Origin of the sequence: Ruegeria sp. HKCCD6428 (assembly GCF_013110595.1) — a bacterium.
GTDB lineage: Bacteria > Pseudomonadota > Alphaproteobacteria > Rhodobacterales > Rhodobacteraceae > Ruegeria.
The window spans coordinates 606924-621823 of sequence record NZ_WVQX01000002.1; the positions used below are offsets into that span (position 1 = coordinate 606924).

Below are 14900 nucleotides of genomic sequence, written 5' to 3' on the forward strand. Positions count from 1 at the left end.
AAAGGTGGCTCGCCCGTTGCTCGATATTGCACAAGTCCGCACTGTTCTTTCGGACGTCTATGACCTCGCCCCATCGGCCACGTTGGCCAATGAGATGAAAGACACGTTTGCCCGTATGGATCGTGTGATCAGCCCGCCGGATTGGGCGATCTATGCGCCCTATGTGCGGGCGATCAACGCGCTCAAGAAAGAGCGTAACGCCGTGATCCTTGGGCACAATTACATGACACCGGAAATCTATCATGGTGTGTCCGATTTCGTGGGTGACAGCCTGCAACTGGCGATCAAGGCCAGCGAGGTGGAAGAGGATGTGATCGTTCAGGCCGGGGTTCATTTCATGGCCGAGACATCGAAAATTCTGAGCCCCGGGAAAACTGTTCTGATGCCCGACATGGATGCGGGGTGTTCTTTGGCAGAATCGATTACTGCCGAAGGAATCGACGAAATGCGGGCCAAATACCCCGGCGCGCCGGTTGTGTCTTACGTGAACACCACTGCCGAGGTCAAAGCGGCTTCGGATATCTGCTGCACCTCGTCGAACGCCTTGCAGATCGTGAATGCCATGGAGAGCGACACGGTCATCATGACGCCGGATCAATATCTGGCTCAAAACGTGGCCAATGAAAGCCACAAGAATGTGGTTTACTGGCCCGGTTCCTGCATCGTGCATGAACAATACACCGCTCAGGACCTGCGCGACTTCCGGGAATGGAACCCCGGAACGCGCCTGATTGCGCACCCGGAATGCCCGCCGGATGTGGTGGCCGAGGCGGATTATTCCGGTTCAACCAGCGGGATCATCAAATATGTGCATGATGAGAAACCCGAAAAGGCGATGCTGATCACCGAATGTTCGATGGCGTCGAACATCGCGGATGAACTGCCCGAGGTCGATTTCGTAGGGCCGTGCAATATGTGCCCGTACATGAAAAAGATCACGCTGGAAAAGATCCTCTATGCGTTGCACACGATGGAAGGCCAGGTCGAGGTCGCCGAAGACGTGGCAGAGCAGGCCCGCAAATCTGTTCAGGCGATGATTGATCTGTCCCGCAAGCTCGGCATCTGATCGGCAATGACCGACATCACCACGGATCGCGTCATTATTGTCGGGGCCGGGATTGGCGCGCTTTATGCTGCGCTGAAACTGGCGCCGCACCCGGTGGTGATCATCTCGCCTGATCCTTTGGGCGAAGGTGCAAGTTCGGCATGGGCGCAGGGCGGCGTGGCGGCGGCGATGGACCTGGCCGACAGCCCGGAAAGCCACGCCGTTGATACCGTCAATGCCGGGGCAGGCACTGTCGAGCCTGACGTTGCGGATTTGGTGACGCGAGAGGCGCGGGATTATATTCTGGACCTGACCACTTTGGGCACACCATTTGATCGCACCGAGGGTGGCGGGTATGTCCTGTCCCGAGAAGCCGCGCACAGTTTTGCCCGCGTCGTGCGGGTAAAGGGCGATCAGGCCGGCAGTGAAATCATGGCCGCCCTGATCGAACGAGTGCGCGAAACTCCGTCAGTTCAGGTGTTGGAAGGGGTTCTTGCCGTTGCGCTAGAAGTGACGGATGGGCGCGTGGTGGGCGTGGTTTTGCAGGAGGCCTCGGAAAGCGGATCCGCACCCGTGACGCTTCGTGCACCTGCCGTATTGTTGGCGGGTGGCGGTTCTGGCGGGCTTTATGCCCTGACGACCAATCCGGCCCGCATCCGGGGGCAGGTTATCGGAATGGCCGCACGGGCGGGGGCGCTGATCGCCGATGCCGAATTCGTGCAGTTCCACCCCACCGCCATGGACGTGGGTGAAGATCCGGCCCCGCTGGCGACCGAGGCCCTGCGCGGAGAAGGGGCAATACTGATAAACAAGCACGGCGAGCGTTTCATGCAGGCCGTTCACCCTGATGCCGAGCTTGCCCCGCGCGACGTTGTGGCCCGGGCGATATTTGCCGAGGTACAGGCCGGCAACCGCCCGATGCTGGACACCCGCAAGGCTTTGGGCGCGCAAATCAACGAACTTTTCCCGGCGGTTGCCGCATATTGCGCGCGCAACGGAATCGATCCGGTCCGGGATGCGATCCCGGTTGCTCCGGCAGCGCATTACCACATGGGCGGGATTGCCACAGGCACTGATGGCCGCGCGACGCTGGATCGGTTGTGGGTGTGCGGCGAGGCGTCTTCGACCGGCCTTCACGGCGCCAACCGGCTGGCCTCGAACGGTTTGCTCGAAGCGTTGGTGTTTGCACGCATCTGTGCCCGGGACATTGCGCGTTCGATACCGGACACTTCCGCGTCGGAACCTGTGGCCCTTCGATTTGATCAAGCTGACATCCCTGATACGTCCGATGCGGTCAGTATGTTGCGCACGACCATGTCGCGCGATGTTGGCGTTGTCCGGGACCGCGCCGGGTTATGCCGGGCATTGCGCAGGATTGCCACGCTCGAAGAGCAGTATGGCACATGCCCGTCCTTCAGAAACATGTGTGCCACAGCAACCTTGATCGCCGCAGCGGCATTGCAGCGCGAAGAAAGCCGCGGCGCGCATGAGCGATCCGACTTTCCGGAAACTGCCGATGGCCCCGGCAAACGATCCCGGATAAATCTTAGCGACGCGCTGCACATTCGCGCCGAAGCCTGCAAGGAAATATCATGAGTTTTGCGACCCTGCCCGATCTGATCCTCGAACCCGTCATCCGCGCGGCGCTGATGGAGGATCTGGGAGCATACGGTGACGTGACCACCCGCGCCGTAATCCCGCCGAACGCGACCTATATGGCCCGGCTGAATGCGCGTGAGGATGCCGTCGTTTCGGGTATGCAGGTGGCGACGATTGCGTTCCGGCTGGTCGACCCGACGCTTGAGGTTGAGGTGCATGTCAAGGATGGCCAGCCTTGTCGGCGCGGCGACACGCTGATGACCATCAAAGGTTCTGCGGCCTCGATCCTGTCGGGTGAGCGGGTCGCGCTGAATTTTGCCGGTCGTCTGACCGGTATTGCCACAAAAACTGCCACCTTTGTCCAGCAGACAAAGGGCACGAATGCCCGCATGACCTGTACCCGCAAAACCACGCCCGGACTTCGCATCGTCGAAAAACAGGCCGTGCTGCATGGCGGCGGTTTCAATCATCGCTACTCTTTGTCCGACGCGATCCTGATCAAGGACAACCACATTGCCGCCGCCGGGGGTGTGCGTCAGGTTCTTGAGGCGGCCAAAGCGCAAGCCAGCCACATGATGGCCGTCGAGATCGAAGTCGATCGACTGGACCAGCTGGCCGAAGTCCTCAGGATTGGCGGTGCGTCCGTCGTATTGCTGGACAACATGGATGACGAGATGCTGCGCGAAGCGGTTGCCATGGTGGATGGGCGGATGAAGACCGAAGCCAGCGGTAATGTGACGTTGGACCGGGTTGCATCAATTGCGGCGACCGGGGTCGATTACATCTCGTCCGGGGCGCTGACGCATTCCGCCCGAACCGTTGATCTGGGTCTTGATTTCTGAAAAATTTCTGAAAAGCGCGGCATTTCTGCTTGATTTGAGATCGTTTGCGCCAACACGGTTGCGCCTTCAGGTTTTATCGATAATAAATCCTCGCCAACGCAAGCTGCAGGAAGTTTTATAGATAAAATGATCATCCCTCATTCCGGCTGGACCCGAAAGTCTGCGCAAGCTGTTCATGACCTCCCGTTGATGGACCTTCTGTTCCGGGCACAGACCGTACACCGCGAGAACTTTGATCCGAACAAGATCCAGACCTCTAAGCTGCTGTCGATCAAAACCGGCGGGTGCGCCGAGGATTGCGCCTATTGCTCGCAATCGGCCCGCAACGGATCCACCCTGCCTGCATCGAAGCTGATCGAGGTTCAGCGTGTACTGGCCGAGGCCAAAAAGGCCCGCGACGGTGGCGCGACCCGGTTCTGCATGGGGGCCGCCTGGCGCGAGCCCAAGCCGCGCGATATGCCTGCCCTGATTGCCATGGTGGAAGGCGTCAAGGCGATGGGCATGGAAACCTGCATGACGCTGGGCATGCTGGATGACACCCAGGTGGTTCAGCTGCGCGATGCCGGGTTGGACTATTACAACCACAATATCGACACGTCCGAACGCTATTATTCCGAAGTGATCACCACCCGTACTTTCGCGGACCGGATCGACACGATGAACCGGGTGCAGGAAGCCGGAATCAAGGTCTGCTCGGGTGGTATTCTGGGTATGGGTGAACACACTGGCGACCGTATCGATATGTTGCTGACTTTGGCCAACATGACCCCGCCGCCGGATTCGGTGCCGATCAACATGCTGATGCCACAGGCGGATACTCCGCTGGCTGATGCGGAACCGGTTGATCCAATCGACTTTGTGCGGATCATCGCAACCGCTCGCATCCTGATGCCCAAAGCCTATGTTCGGTTGTCCGCCGGGCGCAGCGACATGAGCGACGAGATGCAGGCGATGTGCTTCTTCGCCGGAGCTAATTCCATCTTTGTCGGTGAAACTCTTTTGACGGCGGAAAACCCCGAAGAAGACACCGACTCGATCCTGTTTGCAAAACTTGGCCTTCAGGCCGAAACGGCTGAAGACCATAAGCGCACGGAAGCCGCCGAATGAAAGCAGTCGAACGACTGGAATCCATGCTGGGTGCGCTGGAAGCCCGGCACCGCCGCCGGGTTTTGATCCCGGCGCGCGGGCTGGATTTTGCGTCCAACGACTATTTGGGGTTGGCCGGGTCAAGCCTGTTGCAAGAGGCCGCGCAGGCGGCGCTGGCGCGCGGCGTGCCCGTCGGCTCGGGCGGCTCGCGACTGCTGCGGGGGAATCACCCAGAGCATGAGGCGCTGGAACACGAAGCAGCTGCGTTCTTTGGGGCCGAGGCTGCATTGTTCATGGGCGGGGGGTTTCAGGCCAATCAGGCAATCTTTTCCACCCTGCCGGCTGCCGGGGATCTGGTTTTGTATGACGAACTGGTTCACGCCAGCGCCCACGAGGGGATGCGCGCCAGCCGAGCGGACCTGCGCGCTTTCCGTCACAACGACGTCGCGGATGCGCGAAAGGTTCTGACCGAATGGCGATCCGCTGGTGGGCAGGGTCAGGTATGGGTTGCTGTTGAAAGCGTCTATTCCATGGAGGGCGATCTGGCTCCGCTGGAAGATTTGTCATGTCTGGCGCGTGAAGCCCAAGCTGTTCTGATCGTGGATGAGGCGCACGCAACCGGCGTTTTCGGGGCAAATGGCAAAGGTCTGGCGCATGATCTGAACGCTGACCTTCTGACCCTGCACACCTGCGGCAAGGGGCTTGGAGTTTCCGGCGGGCTGATCTGTGGCCCGCGGGCGATGATCGATACCCTGATCAACCGCGCACGGCCCTTTATCTTTGCAACGGCGCCGTCCCCTCTGAATGCTGCGCTGGTACGGGCTGTCCTGTGTGAACTGGCCGAGAATGACGATTTGGTCGCTGCTGCACGCAAACGTCTGCGCCATGCACATGAGGCGGCCCGTGAAACAGGGTTGCCTGACGCGGCCTTGAACAGCCAGATCATTCCCGTCGTTCTTGGGGACGAGGCCCGCACGATGGCGATGGCACAGGCTTTGCAACATCAGGGGTTCGACATTCGCGGCATTCGCCCGCCAACCGTTCCAAAAGGCACATCCCGTCTGCGCGTCTCGATCACCGGGAATGTCGGTCCCGAGGATATTTCCGCCCTGTTTGCAACCATCTCCAGCCATCAGTCGGAGGCCGCATGAGCGCTCTGGTCATTGTCGGAACCGACACCGGCGTCGGAAAAACAGTTTTTTCGGCTGGCCTGACAGCGGCCCTGAACGCCACTTACTGGAAGCCGGTTCAATCGGGGCTCGAGGATGCGACGGACACGGAAACCGTCTGCACCTTGTCCGGTGTGGACGTGTTGCCCGAGGCGTATCGCCTGAACATGCCTGCCTCACCCCATCTTTCTGCCGAGGATATGGGCATAGAGATCGATCTGTCCCGGCTCGCGCTGCCGCAGGTTGACGGGCCGCTGGTTGTGGAAGGGGCGGGGGGGCTGATGGTGCCTCTGAACCGCAAATCCTACTATCTGGATCTGATTGCCCAATGGCAGGCCCCGGTCGTTCTGGTCGCACGCACGGCGTTGGGAACGATCAACCACACCACGTTGTCCCTGATGGCGCTTCGAAGCGCTGGGTGCGAGGTGGTCGGCGTTGCCTTTGTCGGAGATCCGGAGCCCGACGTGGAACAAACCATTGTCGAAATGAGCAAGGTGCGACACCTCGGACGTCTGCCTTATCTTGGCGACCTGACGCAGCAAAGCTTGTCAGAAGCTTTCTCGTCCATAGACGTGGCGACCGTACGGAGGTTTCTGTGACCCCGCTGGAGTTTGACGCCCACCACCTTTGGCATCCCTATACCAACGTGGCCGATCCCGGTGCGATGCATCTCATCGACCGGGCCGAGGGCGTGTATCTTTACCGGGAGGACGGCGCAAAGATGATAGACGCCATGTCGTCATGGTGGTGCGCCATCCACGGCCACAAGCATCCCGAAATCACATCCGCCATGCAGTCCCAGCTGGAAAAGATGCCTCATGTGATGTTCGGGGGGCTGACACACCATCCGGCCATTGATCTGGGGCGCAGGATGGTCGACATGTTGCCCGAGGGGCTGGACCGCATTTTCTATTGCGACAGTGGGTCTGTTTCGGTCGAAGTGTCGATGAAGATGGCGGTGCAGTATCAAATGGCCCATGGCCGCACCCGCAAATTCGAATTTGCCACAATTCGGGGCGGCTATCACGGTGACACGTGGAAAGCGATGAGCGTCTGTGACCCTGTGACGGGTATGCACGGGCTGTTCCGAGGGGCTTTGTCGATCCAGCACTTCCTCCCGCGTCCCCAGGTTCGGTTGGGGGATGACTGGCCCGAAGACCCGGCGTTGAACGGATTGGAGGCGCTGGAACGACTGTTGGCCGACAAGGGCGATCACCTCGCGGCCCTGATCCTTGAGCCCGTGGTTCAAGGCGCCGGGGGCATGTATTTCTATCATCCCCAATGGCTGCGCGCGGCACGCGCCATGTGCGATGCCCATGACGTGCTGATCATTTTTGACGAGATCGCAACCGGATTTGGCCGAACCGGCAAGCTGTTCGCCGCCGATCATGCGGGCATCACCCCGGATATAATGTGTCTGGGCAAGGCATTGACCGGGGGGCATATCTCGTTTGCTGCTACCGTGACCAGCAAGCAGGTGGCGTATGGCATTGGCAACAGTGAGGCCGGAGTGTTCATGCACGGCCCGACCTATATGGCCAACCCTCTGGCCTGTGCCGCTGGTTCGGCCAGCCTCAGACTGCTGGCCGAGGGGAACTGGCAACGCCTGGTGGCTGATATCGAAGGCCAGATGCGGACCGAGCTGGAGCCAGCGCACAGTTTGCCGGGCGTTGCAGATGTCAGGGTTCTTGGCGCTATTGGCGTTATCGAAATGAAGGAAACGGTTGATCCTTCGGTTGCTCATCGGCTGGCTCCTGAAACCGGAGTGTGGCTGCGCCCCTTTGCGCGAAACATCTATTGTATGCCGCCTTACATTGTTACACCTGATGAGCTCGGCCGGATCACCAGCGCGATGGTCGCTTTGGCCGGGGGGCAGCAATGAAACACCAGTGGCTGGCGCAATCGGATGACAGCAAGCTGACACTGGTCTTCGGGGGGTGGGCGCTGGGTGCTGCCCCGTTCCGCGGGCTGACCGGAGGCGGATCTGTTCTGCTGGTTGATGACTATACCCGGCTCGATGATCCCTTGCCCGATCTGGCCGGGTTTGACCGCGTCGAAATGCTTGCGTTTTCCTTCGGTGTCGCATCCGCGGCCCATTGGCTGGCCAGCACAGTGTTTCGCCCTGACCGGCTGGTTGCTGTCAGTGGTACGTTGCATCCTGCCTGCGCAGACCGGGGCATCGCGCCCGATATTGTCCGGGCCACGGCGGATCAGCTGTCATCGGCAAGTTTCGTCAAATTTTGCCGACGCGCCGGACTGTCTGCTGACATACCTGAACTGGACATCGAGCAGGCAAGAAAGGAACTTCATGCGGTCATCGAACGTGGCTCGGCGCCTGATCCCGGCTTTGATCGGGTTTGGATATCAGAGCGGGACCGGATCATTCCGACCAATGCTCAAAGGGCGGCCTGGGCCGCAACCCCGGATGTGGTCAAGGGCGTCGCCGCTCCGCATGTACCTTTCCAACCGGGTCATAGCTGGACGGAGTGGCTGTCATGACGGCGCAATTGGCCGACAAGGTTCAGCGAAGCTTCAGTCGAAGCTTCCAGACTTACAACGATACAGCCAGCCAGCAGGCCTGGGTTGCCCGCAAGCTGGTTTCCGAGATGCGTCGTGTTGGCGCGCCGAACCGGTTTGATGTGGCCTTCGAGCTGGGATGCGGCACTGGCCATCTGACCCGGTTGCTGCGGCAGAACTTTGACCTTCCCGATTTTCACGTGAACGATATAGCACCGCAGGCTCGGGCGACGGCAGATGCGGAAAATGCGGCCTTCATTGCCGGAGACGTCCGCCTGGTCGAATGGCCCGCAAAGCTGGATTTGGTCGCATCGGCCTCGATGATCCAATGGATGGAGGATCCGGCCGGTTTGCTGCAACAGGTTGCCGAGGCGCTTGAACCCGGAGGGTGGCTGGCGATTTCCGGGTTTGGTCCATTGCAATATCAAGAGCTTGCGCAAATCGGATCGACAGCCCGTGCACCGGGCCTATGCCTGCCTGACGCCCTTGCAACCGCCATAGATGGGCCGTTCAAGATTCTGACGGTTGGCCAAAGCGTTCGGCCATCCTATTTTGACACGCCCAGAGATGTGCTGAAACATTTGCGCAGTACAGGAGTAAATGGCCGGGCTCAGGGTGCATGGACCCGGTCCACCTTGGCCCGGTTCGAAGCTGACTACGTGCAGAAGTTCGGAACTGACGGCAGGGTTCCTCTGACTTACCACCCGGTGTGGGTCATTGCCGAAAAGCGTTAGGCGCTTTTTCGGCGACGACAAGGTCGATTTCATTCGCCGACAGCATCTGGCAGATGTCCTCGGGCGGGGTCACATCGGTAAAGAACAGATTGATCTTGTCGGCAGGTTCCAATGTGACCGGCGCGCGCTTTCCCAGCTTTTCGCCATCGGCCACGACAATGCGGACCTGTGCGTTTTGAATGGCGACGCGGGCCAAGTTTGCTTCTTGCAGGTCGTGCAGCATAAAGCCCGGGTCCGCATTGACCGCCCCGACTGAAAGAATGGCGAAACGGACGTTCAAACGTTTGATCAGGTCCTGAGCTTCAACACCAAATGCGCCCCCATCGTGCGACCGCAGCTCGCCACCAGCCATGAACACCCGGTTGTTGTTTCTTGAAGCCAATGCCTGAGCAACAAAAACCGAGTTCGTCACGACAAAGAGATCGCTGTGGTTGCCAAGCGCCTGCGCCACATAAGCGGTAGTAGAGCCGATATCGAGGAAAACGGAGTCGCCGTCACTGATGACCTCGGCAACCGCCTTCGCCAGTTTCTCTTTCGCGTCAACCTTCTTGTCCAGGCGGCTTTGCAGCGACGGTTCCAGAATGTCTTCGAGAAGATGAACCCCGCCATGGACCTTGCGCACGATGCCGCGTTCTTCCAGATTGCGGACGTTTCGCCGAATGGTTTCCAGGCTGACCCCAAGTTCATTCGCCAGAACGCTTACCCGGCACGACCCGCCCGCGCGAAAAAGGGCGCGCAGGATTTCTTCTTCTCGTTGGTTTGTGGTTGGCAGGTTCATGTTTCGCGCTCTGATGGCATCGTCATAAGGGACGTTAAGCCATACCACAATACCCACATAAAGCAACGTTATCCGCGGGTATGGCTTTAGAAACTTGCTTCATGCAGGAAATAATGTGGCTTTACGTGGTTTTTATTGACACAAAACCCCACGATGTGGTCGTCTGTACTCAATACCACCGATTCATCGAAAAAAATCACGACAGGGAGAAGGTGTTATGAATTGTAAAATGGGAATTTCTGCGCTGGCCATCATGGCCGCCGGAGCCGCAACAACTGCATGGGCTGTTGAGTCCACGGACCCAATCAAACTGACGCTGCACGACTGGTCGGGGCAGTTGATCAATACCAAGATCATGGGTTCGATCCTGGAAGAAGCCGGGTACAACGTTGAATATGTTCAGGCGGATTACATTGCTCAGTTCGCCGGTCTGAAAACGGGTGACCTGCATCTGGCAATGGAAATCTGGGAAACCACCGGACGCGAAGCGCTGGACGAGGCAACCGGCACCGGCAAGGTCGTCAATGTCGGCGAAACCGGCCTGATGGCGATCGAAGAATGGTGGTATCCCAGCTACATGAAGGAACGGTGCCCGGGATTGCCGAATTGGGAGGCGCTGAAAGACTGCGCCGAGGAATTCGCGACGGCGGAAACTGCTCCGAACGGGCGTTATGTCGGCGGCCCGGTGACCTGGGGTGGCTTCGATGACGAGCGTGTCGAAGCGCTTGAACTGGATTTCGAAGTCGTCCATGCGGGTACCGACGCGGCCCTGTTTGCAGAATTGGAATCCGCTTATCAAAGACAGGATCCAATTGTTCTGTGGGTCTACGTCCCACATTGGGCGCCGGCAAAATACGAAGGCGAGTTCGTCGAGTTCCCGCCATTTACGCCAGAGTGTTACAGCGACCCTTCTGTCGGTGTGAACCCGAATATGGCCTATGATTGCGGCAAGCCGCGTGGCCCGATCTGGAAAGCAGCCTGGTCTGGCCTGCAAGAAAAATGGCCGGGTGCTTATGACATCATCGAAGCCTACAAAATCAACAATGATGAAATGAGCGCTATGGTTGGCAAGGCCGATCTGGACGGCGTGGAAATCGACAGCGTTGTTGCAGAGTGGATGGAGACCAACAAAGACCGCTGGTCTGGCTGGATCTCGAAGTAATCCACTGGCCAGAGCGGGCCTGTCGCTCTCTCGGACCGCTCTGGCCTTTTTCGCGAATGAACCGGACCACCCTGATGCCCCCCAAGACCAAACTGTCGTGCCGAAACGTCTGGAAGCTTTATGGCCCCAACGCAGATCGGTTGCTGCGGACAACCCCCGAACCTACGGCAGAAGAAATTCGCAAGGCAGGCGTGATCGGCGCAGTGCGCAACGCAAATATCGAGATCTCGGAAGGTGAGATTTTCGTCATCATGGGCCTGTCGGGGTCCGGCAAATCCACTCTGGTTCGGTGCTTGTCCCGGTTGATCGAACCAACCGCCGGTGAAGTTCTGTTCGACGATGCTGACCTCTTGCGCGCCAGCGAGAATGAGCTGATCGAAATCCGGCGTCACAAGATGGGCATGGTGTTCCAGCATTTCGCGTTGCTGCCGCATCTGACCGTTTTGCAGAATGTGATGTTTCCGTTGACGATTCAGGCCACACCCAAACCCGAAGCCGACGCCAAGGCCCGCGAGGTGGTGGAACTGGTCGGTTTGAAGGGGCGCGAGGATTATTACCCGCGTGAGCTGTCCGGCGGCCAGCAACAGCGCGTCGGCATTGCCCGTTCCTTGGTGACCGAGCCTGATCTATGGTTTCTGGACGAGCCGTTCTCGGCCCTCGATCCGCTGATCCGGCGCGAGATGCAGGATGAATTCCTGCGGTTGCAGGAGCGGTTGCACAAGACCATCGTTTTCATCACCCATGATTTCGAAGAGGCCGTTCGCCTGGCCGACCGCATCGCCATCATGAAGGACGGAGAGGTGATCCAGATCGCCACGCCGGAAGAGCTGGTGATGCACCCGGCCACAGACTATGTGGCTGAATTCACCAAACATATCCCCCGTTCAAAGGTCCTGACCGTCGGCGGTGTCATGGCCCCCGGCGCTGTGGGCGAGGGCAATCCGATCTCTCAATCCACCCGCATCTCGGACGTGGTGGAACGGATTATCGCGGCAGATGCGCCGATCCCCGTCGTGGACGCAGAGGGCCAGCCCATCGGAGCGATTGACCGCAAGGCCGTTGCGCATGTGCTGTTCGGCGGCGGAGACACGGCATGATCCGCCTGACCCGCAGCCAGATGGCCATTCTGCTACTTGTTCTGATCACAATCGTGCTTGGCTATTTCGGTCGTGATTTGAGCAAGGCGCTGGATGCGCGCTGGTTGACCAAGTTCCCTTCGGCCTGGGTGATCCCGTTCAAAACCTACATTTCCTCGGCGATGACATGGCTGATCGAGGATGCCGCCATCGGGCCGGTGTCCTTCACCGATGTCACCCGCGCCATCGCGTGGTTGATCGAGCAGCCCTACAATCTGGTATTGGCCCTGCTGGCCGACGGCTTTGTCAGCGGTCAGGGAAATGACGCGCAGGTCATCCTGCCTGCGATCAGCTGGATCGTGGTCATCACCGCCGTTGTCGCCTTGGGTCAATACTGCCGCGACTGGGGATTGGCCGCTCTGGTCGGGGCCTGCTTCGTCTATCTTGCAGTTTTCGGACAATGGGACAGCGCCATGGTAACGCTGGCCTCGGTCCTGATCGCGGTGCCGATTGGCGCGGGCGGAGGGTTGCTGTTGGGCATTCTCGCCTATCGCCATCCGCTTTTTGAAAAGATCATCTCACCAATACTGGACTTGATGCAGACGATCCCGATCTTTGCTTATCTGGTGCCGATCCTGTTCATGTTTGGGTTTGGCCCGATCTCTGCCTTGGTCGCGACGATCATCTATGCGACGCCACCGATGGTGCGGATCACCACGTTGGCACTGAAAGGTGTGGATCCCGAAATCCTGGATTTCGGACGCATGGCGGGCACGACCCGGCGGCAGTTGATGTGGCGCGTGCTTGTGCCCTCGGCCAGCCACAGCCTGATGGTGGGTGTCAATCAGGTGATCATGCTGACCCTGAACATGGTCATCATCGCCTCGATGATCGGGGCTGGGGGGCTGGGCTTTGACGTTCTCGCCGCACTACGCCGTCTGGACATTGGAGCAGGGTTCGAAGCCGGCATCGCCATCGTGGTACTGGCCATCGCCGTCGACCGTCTGAGCCAGGCCTTTGCCGAACGGATGGGCCAGGTGCATCATGAGGTCGCTGGCTCGTGGATCGCGCGTCATCGCCGGACGGTTCTGGTTGTGGTTCTGATGCTGCTGACATGGGTATTGGGACAGTTCTCGCCTCTGTTGTTGGAATATCCTGAAAGCCAGACCATCACCACTGGCGCGTTCTGGGACAACACGGTCGAATACCTGAACGTCAACTATTTCGACACGTTCGAAGCCATCAAGGTTTTCTTCCTGACCTGGTTCATGATCCCGATCAAAACGGTTCTGCTGGGCATCCCGTGGCCGTGGGCCATCGCGATGCTGTTCCTGCTGGGCTGGCACGCAGGCGGTTGGCGTCTGGCGTTTCTGTGTGGCGGAATGGCCTCGCTGATACTTGTGTCGGGCCTGTGGTCAAAGGCGATGGTGACAGTGTATCTGTGCGGCGCATCGGTCATTCTGGCGACGCTGATCGGGGTGCCTCTGGGTGTTCTGGCGGCACTGAACAAACGCGCTGGAACGGCCATCAATCTGCTGATCGACACGCTGCAAACCTTGCCCAGCTTTGTTTATCTGATCCCTGTCGTCATGCTGTTCCGGGTCGGCGATTTCACCGCCCTGATTGCCATCGTTCTCTATGCGCTGGCCCCGGCGGTCCGTTATGCCGCCCATGGCGTGCGCTCGGTCAGTGAGGAACTGGTCGAGGCGGGTCTGGTTTCGGGCTGCACCCGCAGACAACTGCTGCGCCATATCCGCCTGCCGATGGCGTTGCCTGAAATCCTGCTGGGCGTCAATCAGACGATCATGCTGGCGCTGTCGATGCTGGTGATCACCGCCCTCGTCGGCACCCGCGATCTGGGGCAGGAGGTCTATATCGCCCTGACCAAGGCCGATACCGGCCGCGGTCTGGTGGCCGGCCTGTCGATTGCCTTCATCGCCATCATCGCTGATCGGTTGATCAATGCCAGTGCCCGTCAGGCCCGCATCCGCTTTGGACTGGAGAGTTGATATGAGTCATCCCGACCTGATGACCCGCATCCGCGCTCTGCCGATCTGGCAGGGAGAGATCGAGGCCACTCCGTTGACCGGTGGCATCACCAATGTGAACTACAAGGTCACGGATGGCAGCGGGTCTTATGTGGTGCGTGTGGGCGACGACATCCCCCTGCATCAGGTAATGCGGTTCAATGAGCTGGCCGCCAGCAAGGCAGCCAATGCGGCGGGTCTGTCGCCTGCCGTGCTGCATTCCTCAGGCGATTTGACAGTGCTGGAATTCATCGAAAGCCGCACATTGACGGAAGAAGAAGTCCGCCACCCGAACATGCTGCCCCGAGTTCTGGAATTGGTGAAAGCCTGTCATGTCGAAGTGCCGAAACACCTGCGCGGGCCGTCGCTGGTGTTCTGGGTGTTCCATGTCATCCGGGACTATGCCGCAACGCTGACCGAGAATGACAGCGCCCATGCAAAGCTGATCCCCGATCTGATCGACGCAGGCACGCTGCTGGAACATGAAGCAGGGCCGTATGACATCGTGTTCGGCCATAACGACCTGCTCTGCGGCAATTTTCTGGACGACGGCAACCGCCTTTGGCTGATCGATTTCGACTATGCCGGGTTCAATTCTCCGCTGTTCGATCTGGGCGGGCTGGCGTCGAACAATGGCCTGTCGTCTGAACAGGAAGACTGGGTGTTGGAGAGCTATTTCGAAGCCCCGGTCACCGACGATCTGCGCCACCGCTATACGGCGATGAAATGTGCCTCGCTGCTGCGGGAAACCATGTGGAGCATGGTGTCCGAGATCACCTCGGATATCGACTTTGATTACGCAGCCTACACAGCTGAAAACCTGGCGCGGTTCCGCGCGGCCCTTACCGATTTCAAAAATACCTGA

At 59.2% G+C, this 14900-nt stretch carries 14 protein-coding genes; 13 read left to right on the top strand and 1 reads right to left on the bottom strand.

Translation table 11 applies throughout. The features are described 5' to 3' along the window. The first annotated feature begins 16 nt into the window (after positions 1 to 16). The 9 genes from nadA to GS620_RS08210 all read left to right on the top strand — a co-directional run bounded on the left by nadA (position 17) and on the right by GS620_RS08210 (position 8992). On the top strand, positions 17 to 1066 hold the full coding sequence (gene nadA, locus GS620_RS08170; RefSeq protein WP_171119198.1) for a quinolinate synthase NadA: 1050 nt from the start codon (positions 17 to 19) through the stop codon (positions 1064 to 1066). Between the two features lie 6 nt (positions 1067 to 1072). After that, on the top strand, positions 1073 to 2641 hold the full coding sequence (locus tag GS620_RS08175; RefSeq protein WP_171615136.1) for an L-aspartate oxidase: 1569 nt from the start codon (positions 1073 to 1075) through the stop codon (positions 2639 to 2641). Then, positions 2638 to 3486 (top strand): carboxylating nicotinate-nucleotide diphosphorylase, encoded by an 849-nt coding sequence (nadC, locus tag GS620_RS08180; RefSeq protein WP_171364306.1) that lies wholly within the window; start codon positions 2638 to 2640, stop codon positions 3484 to 3486. Before GS620_RS08175 ends, nadC begins: the two co-directional genes overlap by 4 nt. Positions 3487 to 3612: 126 nt before the next feature. After that, positions 3613 to 4593, top strand: coding sequence for a biotin synthase BioB (bioB, locus tag GS620_RS08185; protein WP_152460224.1), 981 nt, complete (start codon positions 3613 to 3615; stop codon positions 4591 to 4593). Next, entirely contained in the window at positions 4590 to 5723 is a 1134-nt protein-coding gene (locus tag GS620_RS08190) for an 8-amino-7-oxononanoate synthase (protein ID WP_171615138.1), read from the top strand. Before bioB ends, GS620_RS08190 begins: the two co-directional genes overlap by 4 nt. Further along, positions 5720 to 6340 carry a dethiobiotin synthase gene (gene bioD, locus GS620_RS08195; protein WP_171615141.1) on the top strand — a complete coding sequence of 207 codons (621 nt, stop codon included), beginning with the start codon at positions 5720 to 5722 and terminating at the stop codon, positions 6338 to 6340. The genes GS620_RS08190 and bioD overlap by 4 nt, the downstream gene beginning before the upstream one ends. After that, complete coding sequence (gene bioA, locus GS620_RS08200; RefSeq protein ID WP_171615143.1) at positions 6337 to 7623, top strand: adenosylmethionine--8-amino-7-oxononanoate transaminase; 1287 nt, start codon at positions 6337 to 6339, stop codon at positions 7621 to 7623. Before bioD ends, bioA begins: the two co-directional genes overlap by 4 nt. Next, on the top strand, positions 7620 to 8240 hold the full coding sequence (locus GS620_RS08205; RefSeq protein WP_171615145.1) for a DUF452 family protein: 621 nt from the start codon (positions 7620 to 7622) through the stop codon (positions 8238 to 8240). Before bioA ends, GS620_RS08205 begins: the two co-directional genes overlap by 4 nt. Beyond that, positions 8237 to 8992 (top strand): methyltransferase, encoded by a 756-nt coding sequence (locus GS620_RS08210; RefSeq protein ID WP_171615147.1) that lies wholly within the window; start codon positions 8237 to 8239, stop codon positions 8990 to 8992. Before GS620_RS08205 ends, GS620_RS08210 begins: the two co-directional genes overlap by 4 nt. Here the strand turns inward: GS620_RS08210 and GS620_RS08215 are convergent. Next, positions 8973 to 9770, bottom strand: coding sequence for a DeoR/GlpR family DNA-binding transcription regulator (locus GS620_RS08215; RefSeq protein WP_171232251.1), 798 nt, complete (start codon positions 9768 to 9770; stop codon positions 8973 to 8975). The two genes, GS620_RS08210 and GS620_RS08215, sit on opposite strands and share 20 nt — an antisense overlap. A 217-nt stretch (positions 9771 to 9987) precedes the next feature. Between GS620_RS08215 and GS620_RS08220 the strand changes: the two genes are divergently transcribed. The 4 genes from GS620_RS08220 to GS620_RS08235 all read left to right on the top strand — a co-directional run bounded on the left by GS620_RS08220 (position 9988) and on the right by GS620_RS08235 (position 14900). Then, positions 9988 to 10932, top strand: coding sequence for an ABC transporter substrate-binding protein (locus GS620_RS08220; RefSeq protein ID WP_171169534.1), 945 nt, complete (start codon positions 9988 to 9990; stop codon positions 10930 to 10932). Between the two features lie 74 nt (positions 10933 to 11006). Beyond that, the gene (locus GS620_RS08225) at positions 11007 to 12029 is read left to right on the top strand and encodes a glycine betaine/L-proline ABC transporter ATP-binding protein (protein WP_171169827.1); all 1023 of its coding nucleotides are present in this window, start codon (positions 11007 to 11009) and stop codon (positions 12027 to 12029) included. After that, positions 12026 to 14017, top strand: coding sequence for a proline/glycine betaine ABC transporter permease (locus GS620_RS08230; protein ID WP_171615149.1), 1992 nt, complete (start codon positions 12026 to 12028; stop codon positions 14015 to 14017). Before GS620_RS08225 ends, GS620_RS08230 begins: the two co-directional genes overlap by 4 nt. Position 14018: 1 nt before the next feature. Next, positions 14019 to 14900 carry a phosphotransferase gene (locus tag GS620_RS08235; RefSeq protein ID WP_216597844.1) on the top strand — a complete coding sequence of 294 codons (882 nt, stop codon included), beginning with the start codon at positions 14019 to 14021 and terminating at the stop codon, positions 14898 to 14900.

Excerpts from the sequence above, each read along its gene's own strand:
- GS620_RS08205 (WP_171615145.1), top strand. The coding sequence starts at position 7,620 with ATGAAACACCAGTGGCTGGCGCAATCGGATGACAGCAAGCTGACACTG.
- GS620_RS08225 (WP_171169827.1), top strand. The coding sequence starts at position 11,007 with ATGCCCCCCAAGACCAAACTGTCGTGCCGAAACGTCTGGAAGCTTTAT.
- GS620_RS08210 (WP_171615147.1), top strand. The coding sequence starts at position 8,237 with ATGACGGCGCAATTGGCCGACAAGGTTCAGCGAAGCTTCAGTCGAAGC.
- GS620_RS08230 (WP_171615149.1), top strand. The coding sequence starts at position 12,026 with ATGATCCGCCTGACCCGCAGCCAGATGGCCATTCTGCTACTTGTTCTG.
- GS620_RS08215 (WP_171232251.1), bottom strand. The coding sequence starts at position 9,770 with ATGAACCTGCCAACCACAAACCAACGAGAAGAAGAAATCCTGCGCGCC.
- GS620_RS08235 (WP_216597844.1), top strand. The coding sequence starts at position 14,019 with ATGAGTCATCCCGACCTGATGACCCGCATCCGCGCTCTGCCGATCTGG.
- GS620_RS08190 (WP_171615138.1), top strand. The coding sequence starts at position 4,590 with ATGAAAGCAGTCGAACGACTGGAATCCATGCTGGGTGCGCTGGAAGCC.
- GS620_RS08220 (WP_171169534.1), top strand. The coding sequence starts at position 9,988 with ATGAATTGTAAAATGGGAATTTCTGCGCTGGCCATCATGGCCGCCGGA.
- nadC (WP_171364306.1), top strand. The coding sequence starts at position 2,638 with ATGAGTTTTGCGACCCTGCCCGATCTGATCCTCGAACCCGTCATCCGC.
- bioD (WP_171615141.1), top strand. The coding sequence starts at position 5,720 with ATGAGCGCTCTGGTCATTGTCGGAACCGACACCGGCGTCGGAAAAACA.
- bioB (WP_152460224.1), top strand. The coding sequence starts at position 3,613 with ATGATCATCCCTCATTCCGGCTGGACCCGAAAGTCTGCGCAAGCTGTT.
- GS620_RS08175 (WP_171615136.1), top strand. The coding sequence starts at position 1,073 with ATGACCGACATCACCACGGATCGCGTCATTATTGTCGGGGCCGGGATT.